12 protein-coding genes and 1 tRNA gene are annotated in these 14,176 nt (G+C 69.9%); 5 read left to right on the plus strand and 8 right to left on the minus strand.

Going from position 1 to position 14,176, the window contains the following annotated elements:
• Nucleotides 1–184 precede the first annotated feature (184 nt).
• From AB0B58_RS28300 to AB0B58_RS28310, 3 genes are all read left to right on the plus strand, one after another.
• The gene (locus AB0B58_RS28300) at nucleotides 185–616 is read left to right on the plus strand and encodes a response regulator (protein ID WP_360229661.1); all 432 of its coding nucleotides are present in this window, start codon (nucleotides 185–187) and stop codon (nucleotides 614–616) included.
• 40 nt (nucleotides 617–656) lie between these two features.
• The gene (locus AB0B58_RS28305; protein WP_360229663.1) at nucleotides 657–1,001 is read left to right on the plus strand and encodes a PRC-barrel domain-containing protein; all 345 of its coding nucleotides are present in this window, start codon (nucleotides 657–659) and stop codon (nucleotides 999–1,001) included.
• Nucleotides 1,002–1,165: 164 nt separating this feature from the next.
• Nucleotides 1,166–3,940: a tetratricopeptide repeat protein gene (locus AB0B58_RS28310; RefSeq protein ID WP_360229665.1), complete on the plus strand. Its 2,775-nt coding sequence runs from the start codon at nucleotides 1,166–1,168 to the stop codon at nucleotides 3,938–3,940.
• Nucleotides 3,941–3,961: 21 nt separating this feature from the next.
• On the opposite strand, the gene AB0B58_RS28315 is transcribed toward AB0B58_RS28310, so the two are convergent.
• Nucleotides 3,962–5,155: an Ig-like domain-containing protein gene (locus AB0B58_RS28315; RefSeq protein ID WP_360229716.1), complete on the minus strand. Its 1,194-nt coding sequence runs from the start codon at nucleotides 5,153–5,155 to the stop codon at nucleotides 3,962–3,964.
• A gap of 220 nt (nucleotides 5,156–5,375) precedes the next feature.
• Entirely contained in the window at nucleotides 5,376–6,641 is a 1,266-nt protein-coding gene (locus AB0B58_RS28320; RefSeq protein ID WP_360229667.1) for an Ig-like domain-containing protein, read from the minus strand.
• A gap of 156 nt (nucleotides 6,642–6,797) precedes the next feature.
• Between AB0B58_RS28320 and AB0B58_RS28325 the strand changes: the two genes are divergently transcribed.
• Nucleotides 6,798–6,873, plus strand: a tRNA-Lys gene (locus AB0B58_RS28325).
• Nucleotides 6,874–6,901: 28 nt separating this feature from the next.
• Here AB0B58_RS28325 and AB0B58_RS28330 read toward each other — a convergent pair.
• Complete coding sequence (locus tag AB0B58_RS28330; RefSeq protein WP_360229669.1) at nucleotides 6,902–7,354, minus strand: tyrosine-type recombinase/integrase; 453 nt, start codon at nucleotides 7,352–7,354, stop codon at nucleotides 6,902–6,904.
• Nucleotides 7,355–8,795: 1,441 nt separating this feature from the next.
• On the opposite strand from AB0B58_RS28330, the gene AB0B58_RS28335 reads away from it, so the two are divergent.
• A complete protein-coding gene (locus AB0B58_RS28335) occupies nucleotides 8,796–9,989 on the plus strand; it encodes a PQQ-binding-like beta-propeller repeat protein (protein WP_360229671.1) in 1,194 nt (397 codons plus the stop codon).
• Between the two features lie 34 nt (nucleotides 9,990–10,023).
• Here the strand turns inward: AB0B58_RS28335 and AB0B58_RS28340 are convergent, their stop codons facing one another.
• From AB0B58_RS28340 to AB0B58_RS28360, 5 genes are all read right to left on the minus strand, one after another.
• On the minus strand, nucleotides 10,024–10,161 hold the full coding sequence (locus AB0B58_RS28340; protein ID WP_360229672.1) for a hypothetical protein: 138 nt from the start codon (nucleotides 10,159–10,161) through the stop codon (nucleotides 10,024–10,026).
• A gap of 235 nt (nucleotides 10,162–10,396) precedes the next feature.
• Nucleotides 10,397–11,197 carry an SUMF1/EgtB/PvdO family nonheme iron enzyme gene (locus AB0B58_RS28345; RefSeq protein WP_360229674.1) on the minus strand — a complete coding sequence of 267 codons (801 nt, stop codon included), beginning with the start codon at nucleotides 11,195–11,197 and terminating at the stop codon, nucleotides 10,397–10,399.
• Nucleotides 11,198–11,373: 176 nt separating this feature from the next.
• The gene (locus tag AB0B58_RS28350) at nucleotides 11,374–12,345 is read right to left on the minus strand and encodes a DUF4253 domain-containing protein (RefSeq protein ID WP_360229676.1); all 972 of its coding nucleotides are present in this window, start codon (nucleotides 12,343–12,345) and stop codon (nucleotides 11,374–11,376) included.
• A 246-nt stretch (nucleotides 12,346–12,591) separates the two neighbouring features.
• On the minus strand, nucleotides 12,592–13,017 hold the full coding sequence (locus AB0B58_RS28355) for a hypothetical protein (protein WP_360229678.1): 426 nt from the start codon (nucleotides 13,015–13,017) through the stop codon (nucleotides 12,592–12,594).
• Nucleotides 13,018–13,138: 121 nt separating this feature from the next.
• A complete protein-coding gene (locus AB0B58_RS28360; protein ID WP_360229680.1) occupies nucleotides 13,139–14,074 on the minus strand; it encodes a site-specific integrase in 936 nt (311 codons plus the stop codon).
• Nucleotides 14,075–14,176: the final 102 nt, after the last annotated feature.

Genomic DNA, 14,176 nt, shown 5'->3' on the forward strand with positions numbered 1-14,176 from the left:
CAACTACTTTGCGTACTCAATTACTCACCTTTCATCTACGGGCAGTGACCAGTCGTTTCGCGGAGGTTGCCGGACCGGCGGGTGAGACATGTCTCTTCGCGCAACGAGATCGAGTCGGCGGCAAGTGGTTCAGGGGCCCACTACCCCCTATGCTTGCCGGACTGCAAACAAAGGGGGCGCAGCGGTGCGGAGTCTCGAAATCCTCGTCGTCGACGACGACGATGCCGACGCCCTGATGATCTCGGAGGCGCTGGAGAACGCGGAGCACGGTGCCACGGTCAACCGCGTGGCCGACGGCCGCGAGGCGCTGGACTACCTGCGCCGGACGCACCCGTACGAGAGCGCCCAGCGCCCGGACCTGATCCTGCTGGACCTGAACATGCCCCGCATGGACGGCCGCGAGACCCTGGCGGCGATCAAGACCGACGACCGGCTGAAGGCGATACCGGTGGTCATACTGACCACGTCGGGCGCGGCACCGGACATCGCGTCGAGCTACCAGCACCGTGCGAACGCGTACGTGACCAAGCCGTTCGGCCTGGACGAGTTCGAGGCGACGGTCCGCACGATCGACCGCTTCTACAGCGAGGTGGCCCTGCTCCCGATGGGCGACTGACCTTCGGTTATCCGGCGCCCGCCCGGGGTATCTCCAGGGCATGTCGCAGAACAACGCCCCAGAAGACCTCGGGGCCCCGCAGTCGTTCGTGGTCCTCGCCGACGGCACGCCGGTCTACGACCGCGCGGGCGACAGCGTCGGCTCGGTCGCACACGTCCTGGCGGATGAGCAGGAGGACATCTTCCACGGCCTGGTGCTGAAAACGTCCGACGGCCACCGCTACGCGAGCGCGTCCCAGGTCGACGGAATCTTCGAGCACGGCGTGATCATCTCGGTGCCGGCCGGCGAGCTGAAGGATCCCTCGGCGGAGCCGGCGCCGGACGGGGACGCCCACTTCACGGACGGCCTCCGCCGCGCCTGGAATTGGCTCATCCAGCCCAGGTGACGACGACGCCGCCCGGACCGGCTCTTGGGTGGAGCCGTCGGTGGTGACCGACGGCTCCACCCACCCCCGTTGGCGTCGAGCCATCGAGCATCGTGCGCGACTACTCTGAAATCCGGATTGATGAAGGCTGAAATGCCGCACCGGAACCGGAGGGCCGCCGCGCCATGTGGGATCTGCGCATCCTCGGGCCGGTCGAGCTCCTCGCCGGTGCGCAACGCCTCGACCTCGGCCCCGCCAAGCAGCGCGCCGTGCTCGCCGCGCTCGCCGTCGACGCCGGGCGCACGGTGCCCGTCGAGGTCCTCATCGACCGGGTCTGGGACGAGCATCCGCCCCGGACCGTGCGCAACGCCCTGCACACGTACGTGCTGCGGTTGCGCCGCTCGCTGGAGACCCTGGAGGACACCGTCCGGCTGGAGTTCCGTGACGGCGGCTACGCCCTGCGCGCCGATCCGGAGCGGGTCGATCTGCTCCGGTTCCGGCGCCTGGTCGGGCGTTCCCGCGGCGCCGGGCAGAGCCCCGGCCAGACCGCTGACCTGCTACGCGAGGCGCTCGGGCTCTGGCACGGCCAGCCGCTGGCGGGCCTGCGGGGCGGCTGGGCGGCCCAGGTGCGCGACGAGTGCGAGCAGCAGCGGCTGTCCGCGACGCTGACCCTCGCGCCGATCGAGCTCGAGCTGGGCACGCCCCCGGGCGCCGTCGCCGACCTGCTCCGGCCGCTCCTGGAGGCCCATCCGCTGGTCGAGCCGCTGGCGGCGGTGCTGATCCGGGCGCTGCGGGCCGACGGCAGGCCCTCCGAGGCGCTGGCCTGCTACCGCCGGACCCGGCAACGGCTGCGGGACGAGCTCGGCGCCGCGCCTGGACCCGAGCTGGAGGAGGCACACCAGGCCGACCCGCGCCGGCCGGTCACCGAGGCGCACGTGCCGCGGCAGTTGCCGCTCGACGTCCGGGGATTCACCGGCCGCGAGGCCGAGCTGTCCACTCTCGACGACTTCCTGGACGAGGCCGAGGGCCTGGTCGTCGCCGTGGTGTCCGGCACCGCCGGGATCGGCAAGAGCACGCTGGCCGTGCACTGGGCGCACGAGGTCCGCGACCGGTTCCCCGACGGCCAGCTCCACGTCAACCTGCGGGGATTCGACCCGGGCGGCCCGCCCGCCGCGCCGGCGGAGGTGCTGCGCGGATTCCTGGAGGCGCTCGGCGTACCGGCGCAGCGGATCCCCGGCGACGTCGGGGCACAGGCCGCCCTCTTCCGCAGCCGGCTGACCGGCCGGCGGATGCTGATCCTGCTCGACAACGCGGCCGACGCCGCACAGGTCCGCCCGCTGCTGCCCGGCGAGGCCGGCTGCCTCGCCCTGGTGACCAGCCGCGCCTCGCTGTCGGGCCTGGTGGCCGCCGAGGGCGCCCGGCCGCTGCGGCTCGACGTCATGTCCGGCGCCGAGGGCCGCGAGCTGCTCGCCCGCCGGGTCGGCGAGCACCGGATCAAGGACGACCCCGAGGCCGTCGACCGGATCCTGGCGGCCTGCGCCGGCCTGCCGCTGGCCCTGGCCATCACCGCGGCACGCGCCGCGACCCACCCCCACTTCTCCCTGGGTGCGGTCGCGGCCGAGCTCACCGAGGCCCGGCACCGGCTGGACGCGCTGGCCGACCCCGACCCCGCCACCGACGTGCGGGCGGTGTTCTCCTGGTCCTACCGCACGCTGGACCCCGCCGCGGCGCGCCTGTTCCGCCTGCTCGGGCTGCACCCCGGCCCCGACGCGGGCATCGGCGCCGTGGCGAGCCTGGCCGGGCTGCCCGCGGACGAGGTGCGGCCGCCGCTGACCCGGCTCATCCGGGCCAACCTGTTGGCCGAGCAGCCGGCCGGGCGGTACGGCTGCCATGACCTGCTCAGGGCGTACGCGCGGGAACTGACCGACCGGATCGACCCGGAGGCCGACCGCCGGGCGGCGACCCACCGGGTGCTGGATTTCTATCTGCACACCGCGCTGGCCGGCGACCGCCTGCTCTACCCGAACCGCACGAAGCTCTACTACCGGCCCGACCCGCTCACCGCCGGCGCGGCGCCGGAGCCGCTCGCCGACATGGCGGCCGCGCTGGCCTGGTTCGCCCGGGAGAAGCGGCCGCTGCGCGCCGCGGTTGACCTCGCCGCGGCGGCGGGCTTCGACACGCACTCCTATCTGCTGCCCTGGGCGCTGGCGACCTTCTTCGAGCGGGAGTGGAACGAGCGGGACTGGATGGCCTGCCTGGACGTCGCGCTGGCGGTCACGGAGGGCTCCGGCGACCCGGTCCGGCTGGCCCGGATCCACTACAACCTCGGGTACGCCCACCGCGAGCTCGGCCGCCCCGAGCTGTCACACCGCCACCTGACCCTGGCCCTGGAGCTGCTCGACGGGCACGACGAGGTCGGCGAACGGGCCATCATCCACCTCAACCTGGGCACGACCGCGCGCCGGCTGGGCCGCTACGACGAGGCGCTGGAGCAGGCCGGGAAGGCCCTGGAGGTGTACCGGGCGCACGGCGACCGCCCCGGCGAGGCGAGCGCGCTCAACAACCTGGGCTGGTGCCACGTGACCCTGGGAAACCACGCGGTGGCGCTGGAGTACTGCCAGCGCGCGGTGGCCATCCAGGAGGCGGTGGGCAACTGGCCCGGCGCGGCGCACTCCTGGGACAGCGTCGGCTACGTGCACCACCACCTGGGCGCGTACGCCGAGGCCCTGGCCTGCTATCGCCGGTCCCGCGAACTGTTCCGCGACCAGGGCGACCGCCGGCTGGAGGCGATCATCCTGACCCACATCGGCGACACCCACCTGGCCGCGGGCGACCCGGGCATGGCCCACGACGCCTGGCGCCAGGCGCTGGACATCTACGAGGAGATCGACCACCCGGACAGCGCGGAGATACGCGCGAAGCTCCGCAGCGACCTCGCCCGGGTCGCACCCGGCGCCTAGGCGAGGCCGCTTGCGCGCCGATCAGATCGCGCTGCCCTTTTTGTACTGCTCCCAGCTCATGTTCCAGTCGGTCCAGCCGTTGCCGTTCTTCAGCTTCTCCTCGGTGCCGCTGACCGTGATCGGGTCGCCGAGCATCGTGCGGCCGAACAGCCACTTGCCGTTGGCCATCGAGATGTTCACGCAGCCGTGCGAGACGTTGGCCCGGCCCTGCACGCCCTCGGACCACGGTGCGGCGTGGATGAACTGGCCGCTCCAGGTGATCCGCTGCGCATAGTCGATCTTGGTGCGGTAGCCCTTCTCGGGGCCGAGCTCGTCAAGCGTGTCGAAGACGGTGTGCGCCTGCTTGTCGATGACGACCATCGTGCCGCTCGAAGACGGGGTGCTCTTCTTGCCGAGGCTGACCGGGATGGTCTTGATGACCTTGCCGTCCTGCTTGACGGTCATCTTCTTGGTCTTGTTGGAGACCGTCATGACCAGCGCGCGCCCGGTCTTGATGTCCACGGTCATGTCGGAGCGGCCATACCAGCCGTCACCCATCGGCACGCCGGCGAGCTGCACCTTGTAGAAGATCTTGGTGTAGGCCTTCCAGTACGTCTTCGGCCGGTAGTGCACCTCGGTGGGGCTGACCCAGTGCCAGATGCCCTCCTGGACCGGCGACGCCGTCACCGTCATGCGGCGCTGGACATCGTCGCGGTACTTGGACGGGACCGAGCGGCCGAACCTGACGATCAGCGGCATGCCGACGCCGACCGTCTGGCCGTCACCGAGGAAGCTCGTCACCCGCACCAGCTTCGACGGCTTCTTCATCACCGTGAAGGTGCTGGTCGTGGTGCCGCCCTTGTCACCCGAAGGGGTGCCGTTGACCGTCACCGTGTAGGTCTTGCCCCAACCCAGCGCCTTGGCCGGCCGGAAAACCCTGTCGTCCTTGTCGAGAGTGCCCTTGACCTCGGCACCGTCGGCGTCCTTGACCTCGACGGAGGTGTTCTCGGCGTCCTCGGTGTCGTATTTGATCTCGGCCGAGGCGACGACGTCCTTGGCGTCCGCGGCCGGCGACGTGACCGCCACCGTGCTCAGCGTCGGCTGCGGCGAGGGAGACGCCGAAGCGGCCTGGCCGTCGCCCGGTGCGCCACCCTGCCACGAGGGCGTGTCGGCCTTGTCGCCACTGCAGCCGGCGGTGACCAGCACACTCGCGGCTACCAGCGCCGCCGCGGCCATCCGCCACGGCCGCCGCCCGGCCAGGCCGGCCTGGCGGAGCGCATCCACGTCCGTCGACCGTTCTCCACGAAGTCCCATGATCCCTCTCAGCGCGCCGTCGTCCAGGCGCCCATCTTCCTCCATGAATGCCGGGCCACCAATCCCGGATTCGTGCCGTGACCCTCTGGAGGATGGCGCCGCGCCCGGATCAGTGCTGCGAATCACCCCGCGCCTCGAGGTTTCAGGCGGCCCGGGCCGCCAGGTCCGCGGGCACCGGCAGGGCGCTCCCCTTCACGAAGTCCTTCCAGCTCATGTCCCAGGCCGTCCAGCCGTTGCCGGCGGACAGCTTGTCCCCAGTACCCCGAATGGTGATCGGATCACCGATCAGGGTCTTGTCGAACAGCCAGCGGGCGTTCGACGGGGATACGTTGACACACCCGTGTGACACATTCCGGCGGCCCTGCGAGCCGACCGACCACGGGGCCGAGTGGATGTACTGACCGCTCCAGGTGATGCGCTGGGCGTACTCGATCTCGGTCCGGTAGCCCTCCTCCGGCCCGAGCTCGGCGGTGGTGTCGAAGACGGTGGCCGCCTTCTTCTCCATCACGACCATGGTGCCGCTGGACGAGGGCGTGCTGGACTTGCCGAGGCTGACCGGGATGGTACGGATCGTCCTGCCGTCCTGCACCACGGTCATCTTCTTGGTCTTGTTCTCGACCTTCATCACGAAGCTGCGGCCGATCTTGGCAACCGCACCCCGGTCCTGGTCGCCGTAGCGCCCCCCGCCGGTCGGCAGGCCACCGACGGCGATGCGCACGGAGAGCTTGGTGCCCGCCGTCCAGTAGTCGGGGGCGCGGTAGTAGGCCTGTGAGCCGCTCGCGGTCCACGACCAGACTCCGGGCTGCGCCGGCTCGGTCTTGACGAACATCCGCCTCTGCACGGCGGCCCGGTCCTTCTTCTTGATGCCCGGGCTGAACTCGACGACGACCGGCATGGCCACCCCGTACGTGCGGTCGTCGAAGAGGTACAGGCCCGTACCCGTCCGCTTACCAGGGCTGCCCATCGTGGTGAACGTGGTGGAGGCCGTCTTGGCCTGCCCGGCGGCGTCGACGGCGGTGACCGTGGCGTCGTACCGCTTGCTGGTCTTGAGGGGCTTGCTCGGCACCCAGGCGGAACCGTCCTCACGCAGCGCGCCGTCGACGGCCTTGCCGGAGGCATCCTTGAGCGCGACGGTGGTGACCTTGCCCCCCGAGACCGTGAAACCGATCTCAGTGCTGATGGGCACACCCTTCTTGCCGGTGGCGGGCGTCACGCTCAGTGAGACCGGACCGGTCGCAGCCGCGGTCGAACCGGACTCGGGAACCACACCGGAGGACGGTGGAGCCTGCGAGCCACCCACCCACGCGGCGGTGGGTTTGTCCTCGTCACCGCCGCAGGCAGCCAGCGCCAGCGGCGTGACCACCGCCAACGCCACAACCGCCACGACCGAGCGCCGCATGCTGACCATTCTGTGCCCCGTTCTCACGTTCCGGCTGGCACATCCTGCCCTATGCGCGCAACGCGCGGGGTCATCCACAGGGCGGGTTTACCCCGGACGATCATGCGGGCGGCCCGATTTCGGGCCGCCGCGAACCCCGTGTTAATGTTTCTGCGTTGTCAGCGAGCGCCGCTAGCTCAACTGGCAGAGCAGCGGACTCTTAATCCGCGGGTTGTAGGTTCAAGTCCTACGCGGCGCACCATGCTTCACCAGGCCGTATAGCCGTCAGGCTATGCGGCCTTGATCTTTGTGGGACGTCGGTGGGACGTGGGTGGGCGCCACCGTTTGACGCCCCTTCGATGGCCGGACTGCCCGGTCGCGGGCCGCTTCGGCCAGCCGGAATCGACCGGCACAGCGGATTTCGTCGAGCGGTCGTTGCCGCTGTGGCGGCGTCCGGGATTTCGCTCGGCGGCGGGGACAAGCCGGGCAGTCGCTTCGGCCGCGTACGCCAGGAGGTCGGTCAGGACGCTGGTGTACGTGTCCGCGGTGAGCACGATGCTGCTGTGCCCGAGCTGGGCCCGCACCGTCTTGAGGTCGACGCCGGCGCAGTGCGCGAGGCTGGCCGCGCCGTGCCGTAGGTCGTGTAACCGCACCGGCGGTAGGCCGGATTCGAGGACCAGGTGGCGGAAGCGGCGGGTCAGGTAGTCCGGGTGCAGCGGCGCGCCGTCCTCGGTGGTGAACACGTAGCCGCTGTCCAGCCACCCACCTCCCCCGCCGCCCGTTGTTCGACGCGTTGCCGACGGCGGTGCTCGCGCAGCAGCCGCACCGTGTGCCGGTCCAGGCAACCAGACGCCAGCTCGCGGCGGTCTTGGGCGGGCCGACGGTGATTAGGTGGCCGTTGGCGATGCGCTGTTGCTCGATCATCGCGACGCCGGCATCGAGGGCCACGCCGGCCCAGCGCAGCCCGGCGGTCTCGCCTCGGTGTAGGCCGCGTAGGGCAATCAGCCACCACATCACGGCGAGGCGATCCTGGGCGACGAAGGTGAGGAAGGTGGCGGTCTGCTCGGTGGTCCACACCGCGACCGCCGGCCGTTCGCCCATCTTCTGCCAGGCGTCCACGCGCTGCGCAATCCAGACCAAGGCATGCGGACGGCGCGGGGACGGCACTCGACGTAGCGGGCCGGATTGTCCCGCAGCAGACCTTCGCGGATCGCGGCTTTCAACGCCGAGCGCAGCGTCGTGCGGATCCGATGCAGCGTCGACGGGGTCGGCGTACGTCCATTGCGGTTCGTGGCAGAACCGATCGCGGTGATCATGTCAGTGATGTGCCGACCAGCCAGATCACTGAGCCGGGCCCGGCCGAGATGCGGGATCAGATGCCGCTCGACGTGGACCTTAGGAACGCAGGGTCGTCGGGCGGATCTTCGTTCGGGTGGTCAGCCAGTACCGCAGCCACCGGGCTACCGTCCATCCCTCGGCCAATGCAGTGTCGCCGTCACCCATCAACGCGTCGCGGGCCGCGACGGCATCTCGCCGCGTCGGGTAAACCCCACGACGCAGGCGCTCTCGCATGCCGGGCAGGACCGGCACAGCGCAGTCGAAGTACCAGCTCCCATGGCACCGTTCAGGCAGCCGCGGACAGCTCAAGTTCAGGAGCCGGCCCGTGCTCGACGACCTGCACCCACACCGTTTGAACACTCCACCGCTCATCGCCACGCCTCCCTCGATCGGATAGCTCAACAATGAGCCTGAGCGGCACACCAATGGCTACCAGGTCACTCCGATGTGGAGCTCGGAAGGGCAAACGCAGCATCACTCACCGCAGCCAGCAACGCGCGGATCGCGACAGAAGGGTACGGGCTCGCAGCCCGGGCCCGGTGCGCCTATTACGTCGCGGACAGGCCCGGGTATTGGACCTGGAACGGCTGCGGCGGGGCCCCGACGAGCACGTCGGGGTAAGGCGAGGGTCGGCGCATTATACCGCATCGACGAGGTCGCCGGCCTCGGCGCCGCCACCTCGTCGCCGGTCAGACCGTCCGGGCGCGTTAGGGTCTTCCCCTCACGGGAGGACTACTACACATGTTGCGAAGGTTGACCGCGGCCGGGGCGGCCGCCGGTTTCACACTGTCTCTTGCCGCTTGCAGCCTCGGTGCGGAGGACAGCAGCTTCGATTGGGATGAGACCGTGCACACCGCGTCCGGTGCGGTCGTCGCCGTGTCCGCACCGCCTGGCACGGTCATCGAGAATTTCCCGGCGCCGCCGCTGGCCGTCGACGACGCCCTTCGGGTCACCGTGTTCGAGCACAAGGTGGTCGCCCAGCCGATCGATGCCCCGCTGGACGCCGCTGCCCATTGGTCGTACGAGCGCGCCGGTGATCCCGCCGTCTCCGACGTGCGAGTGGTCGAGCTGGACGGGCGCAAGCTCGTGGTAGCCGGCTGGGACGACGGCGGCCTGGTGGCTCTGGAGGCGCTGACCGGGAAGATCGCGTGGCATGCGGAGTTCGAGCCGCAGGGCGAGGGCGTCATCACCGGCTCGTTCAATGTATCGAGCGTCAGCGGCTACTACTCCGGCGCCGCCTTCACGACCGCCGGTTCGACGCTGCTGGTCGGCTGGGCCTGGCAACTGGCCGGCTACGACCTGGCGACCGGCAAAAAACTGTGGCAGACCGAGCAGGCCGGCTGCGACCGCGACGCCAACTGGAATCCGATGGGCGCCTTCGTCGTGGTCGACGCGGGCTGCGAGACCTCCCCCGACATCCACGTCAAGGTGCTGGACGCGCGCACCGGCGTCGTCACCAGTGAGCTCCGCCCCAGATCCTGGCCGCACACCCCCGGCAGCAGGGGTCCCGACGGCGTGGCGGTGCACGGCTGCGCGGCGGACGGCTCGGACTGCCTGCTCCTCGAACACCACAACTCCGACGGCAACGACTACAAGGCGCGCTTCTACGCAATGACCGACAGCGGCAAGCTGGTCGCCACCGGTGCCGGGGTCGACTACCGCGGCTACGCCCACGTCCAGGGCGGCGGCGAGATGCTCATCGTCGATCAGCCGTCCGACAAGACCCGTTGGAAGGTGACCGGGGATACCCGCGAGACGGGCTACCAGTTCGGTGCCTACAACCATCGGGAACTGCGCCCCGAGGATAAATCGATCTGGGTCAGTTCCCCCTCCTGGTACGGCGGCGACCGCCTCCTCGCCAAGCTCGACGCCAAGACCGGCCGAGTCCTCTCCTGCGCCGACGTCCCCACCGGTAAGACCGTCACCTACTTGCAGTCGCTGGACGACACCCACCTGATCACGGCCACCTACGTCAAGGACCCCCAATCCTCCGACCACGCCTACGCCCTCTACCTCCCCAAGAAACGCTCATCCTGCTAGCCGAGCTGGGGGCCTTCTCGCACCCTCGACGGCCTCACAGCCCCCGCACCTGGGCGTCGCCGGCGGCGACGAGTTCCAGGATCTCGCGTTCCCGGCTGGTGAGCTCGGGGAAGACCGTGACGGCGTAGTCCTTGTGTGCGCCGGTGAAGAAGCCCATGATCCGCCGGGCCACGCTGGTGCCGTAGGCAGCTCAAGCGCGCCTACCCCATAGACATACGCACCCTCGGCAAGAGCACCGCGCCGACCAAGTCGGGGCGGTATTCACAGTCGGTAACGCGCGGCTCTCGGCGAAATCCGGACGCCGGGTTATCTCCGCCGGACACCGGTCCGGGCGGCGACGCGATGGGAGACGAGGGTCCCCAAGTCGGCTGAAGCAGCGCGTTCGAGCCATTGATGCGCTGCGCCAGTCATGAGGATGCGGGCGGCCAGTCGAGGGCGGGTCGGATGCCGGCGTTGATCATGCCGATCACGGTGTCCGGCTCGATGGCCGCACGGAAGCCCGAGAACATGAGGGCTTCCTCGCCGCAGCCCTGCCAGGGGCTGCAATCGGCGGCGCCGCCACGGCTCACTCGGGAACCTTGACCGAGATACGGTTCGGCGTCGCGGGGAGCGTGGCTGTAGCCGGGCCGGTAGGTGTCGGCGCACGCCTCCAGGACCGATCCCATCGCGGCAACGCCGAACCGATTCTCGTGCCGCCGGATCACAACCTCGTCCCCGAAGCTACTGAGCAGGTCCGTGTCCTGGTCCGGGAGCTGGTCGCCGCGGTAGGTCAGGGTGGCGGTTCCGGCGCGGGCGGCGTACTCCCACTCAGCCTCGCTCGGTAGCCGGAAAGGAAGCGCGGCCAGCAGCTGGTCCAGACACTCCAGGCTGTGCAGCGCTGCCGCGGCATGCTCGTCCTCGCCCTGATCACCCTCGTTGTAGCCGGGCAGGAAGCACCGCGCCTGGGCAGCCGTCAGCGGATGCCACGCCATCAAAAACGACGGGACGCTCACCGCCCGTACCGGCCGCGACCGCTCAGCGTAGTCGTCCTGCCACTCCAGTTCGTCGTCGCAGAGGGCCTCGATGGTGGCAAGCTCCCGGTCCGAGAACCCCATCTGGAACGAGCCCGCCGGCACCAGCCGGAATACGACCCCGGAGGGATCATGTCGCCACGCGGGGCGCCCCGTCACGGTTGCCTCGGTCAATTCCACACCCGCGATCCGGATCATGGTGAGGCACCCTATCTGGCTGCCCAGCCGCCCGCGAGACCTCTAACCGGCTCATCCGGACCCGGAGTGGACCCGGCCCCGGCGGATGCGATTTGTGCACGCCCACGGCAAGAGCGCAGCCCGGCAAGGATGGCGGTCATGACGAGGCTCCGCGCGCCCCTGGTTGATCGGCCGGTTCAGTCCCACCAGAACGACCAGTGGCCTGCGGGCGCCTGCTCGCGCGCGACGACCGCCACGGCGCCGACGGTTTGGGCCAGATCGTCGCAGTAGGACGACTGCTCGATCGCGCAGGTCGCGAGCGCGAGCGGGTCACGCGGTGGTCGGGCGACCGCAAGCTCCAGGACCGCACCGCGGCCGTAGTAGAGCTGCGCACCCCAGGCGCGTTCCCAGTGCCGCAACACCAGTATGTGGTCGGCGTATTCGAGGCTCGGGTGCGACGGGCCTCCCGTCCAGTTGTTCATGACGGGAAGGACCCCGGGCGCCAGGGCGAGAACCTCATGGCCGGCCGCCGCCGGCACGAGAAGTACCTGCGTGGGCGGATCACACATGGTATGCCGCTCGACTCCGGCCGGGACTTCGGTAAGCGGCGCAACCGCGTCGGCCACGCGTACCGGATCGAAGTCCGCCTCGAATTCCGTGATCCTGGTGGCGTCCTGCGGGTCGGCCGGGTCAAGTCCCTCGATGCACGACTCCCGGATCGACCGCACGATGAGGGCCATCCGCTCCGTCGCGTCGAAATCACGCAGTGCGGCCAGCAACGGGCGGCCCTGAGGTCCGAACGGCCAATGGTGTGCTATCTCGGCTGCCTGGGGAGCCGTCCAGCCCAGCACCGGCCACAGACCCGTGCGGCTGTGCTCGGCACGCAACGCACGCCAGACCCGGTCGTGCTCGCCCTCCGGAAAGCGGGCGCTCACCAGCGGCACACCGGTCGGTGTCTCGCCATACTCGATTCCGGACAGCTGAGTGAGAAGGTTCGCCACTCGAAGATCATCTCGGGTGGACCAGCCGTTGACCAGCCGATTCCGGCCCGAGCCGAAACGCCCGGTACCGGCGGCTGACCACTCACAGGTTCGTGCGGGACCGGTCGGCCGAATGGCTGGTGTGGTTCTGTCTGCGATTTCGAACCGGTTCGACAGAACGAGCGCCACCTTATTGACCATCGGGAGTCAGTGGCGAGATCGACACAGGGAGCCGCTGCGTCACTCTGTCCGTGACCGGCCGTCGGCGAAGGAAGTACACGCCGTTGGAACCAGGTCGGTAGACGTGATCTTGACTAAGGCTGGGGCTCGGGGCCAAGGTCGGCCGATGGCGGCCCGCCTGACGTTGCCACTCCGCCCGGCCCGACCCGAATCGCGCATTGAACTTTGATGCGGCAGCGCCCCCAGGGGCACCCTTTATCGGTTGTGTTCGCGTTCCACCAGGGCGATCAAGCTGGCCAGGTCAGCAGCAAGCACCTTCTCGAGGCCAGCCATCGTCGCCGCGAGTTCCGCCGCCCGTGGCCCGTCGATCCAGGCGTGTAGTTCCAGCCGGCTGCCCGTGCCGTCACGGTGCGACTCGTGACGGACCGTCAAGGCACCTCCGTCCAGGAAAATGGTGTCCTGGAAGGCCACCCCGGGAACAACATCGCTGACCAGCATCGGAGTCTCTTGCCCCGCCCGGGTCTTCATCACCCCGCGGGCGCCGGGACACACCGGCCCGTCGAGCCGGATGTATTCCATGCCGGGTGCCCACTCCGGATGCGTCACCACGTCACACCATCGGGCGTGGAAATGTTCGGGAGCGACCCGCGACCCTGCCGTGATCACCGGAAATTCGATCATGGCGGGAATGCTACTGAGCCAGCTGGTCCCCCGTCCCGACGGCCACCCCTCTTAATCCGCGGGTTGTAGGTTCAAGTTCTACGCGGCGCACCATGCTTCACCAGGCCGTATGGCCGTCAGGCTATACGGCCTTGATCTTTGTGGGACGTCGGTGGGACGTGTGTGGGCGCCGCCGTTTCACGCCCCTGCGATGGCCGGACTGCCTGGTCGCCGGCCGTTTCGGGCGGGCTACTCCGCCCGGCCCAGCGGATTTCGTCGGGCGGTCGTTGCCGCGGTGGCGGCGGCCGGGATTGCGGGCTGCGGCGGCGAGGACGAGCCGGGCGGTGGCTTCGGCGGCGTACGCCAGGAGGTCGGTCAGGACGCTGGTGTACGTGTCTGCGGTGAGCACGATGCTGCTGTGCCCGAGCTGGGCCCGCACCGTCTTGAGGTCGACGCCGGCGCAGTGCGCGAGGCTCGCGGCGCCGTGCCGCAGGTCGTGTAACCGCACCGGCGGTAACCCCGTGTCGAGCACTAGGCGGTGGAAGCGGCGGGTCAGGTAGTCCGGGTGCAGCGGCGCGCCGTCCTCGGTGGTGAACACGTAGCCGCTGTCCAGCCACACCTCCCCCGCCGCCCGCTGCTCAGCGCGTTGCCGGCGGCGGTGCTCGCGCAACAGCCGCACCGTGTGCCGGTCCAACGCGACCAGACGCCGGCTCGCGGCCGTCTTGGGCGGACCGACGGTGATCAGGTGGCCGTTGGCGATGCGCTGCTGCTCGATCATCGCCACCTCGGCGTCGAGGTCCACGTCAGTCCAGCGGAGCCCGGCGGCTTCACCTCGACGCAGGCCGCGCAGGGCGATCAGCCACCACATCACCGAAAGCCGGTCCCGGGCGACGAAGCGCAGGAACGCGGCGGTCTGCTGCGTGGTCCAGACCGCGACCGCCGGCCGTTCGCCGGTCTGCTGCCACGCCTGCACCCGTGGGGCGGTCCACACCAGCGCGTGCGGACGCCGCGGGGATGGCACCTCGACGTAGCGGGCCGGGTTATCCCGCAGCAAGCCCTCGCGAATCGCGGCGTTCAACGCCGAGCGCAGGGTCGCCCGGATCCGGTGCAGCGTCGACGGGGTCGGCGTACGTCCGTAGCGGTTCGTGGCAGAACCGATCGCGATGATCCCGGCAGAGCG

The sequence above is a fragment of the Actinoplanes sp. NPDC049118 genome, assembly GCF_040648555.1.
Lineage (GTDB): Bacteria > Actinomycetota > Actinomycetes > Mycobacteriales > Micromonosporaceae > Actinoplanes.

Bases quoted from the DNA above. Each gene is read 5' to 3' on its own strand.
- AB0B58_RS28305 (WP_360229663.1), top strand. From the start codon at position 657: ATGTCGCAGAACAACGCCCCAGAAGACCTCGGGGCCCCGCAGTCGTTC.
- AB0B58_RS28315 (WP_360229716.1), bottom strand. From the start codon at position 5,155: ATGGCCGCGGCGGCGCTGGTAGCCGCGAGTGTGCTGGTCACCGCCGGC.
- AB0B58_RS28310 (WP_360229665.1), top strand. From the start codon at position 1,166: ATGTGGGATCTGCGCATCCTCGGGCCGGTCGAGCTCCTCGCCGGTGCG.
- AB0B58_RS28345 (WP_360229674.1), bottom strand. From the start codon at position 11,197: ATGATCCGGATCGCGGGTGTGGAATTGACCGAGGCAACCGTGACGGGG.
- AB0B58_RS28355 (WP_360229678.1), bottom strand. From the start codon at position 13,017: ATGATCGAATTTCCGGTGATCACGGCAGGGTCGCGGGTCGCTCCCGAA.
- AB0B58_RS28320 (WP_360229667.1), bottom strand. From the start codon at position 6,641: ATGGTCAGCATGCGGCGCTCGGTCGTGGCGGTTGTGGCGTTGGCGGTG.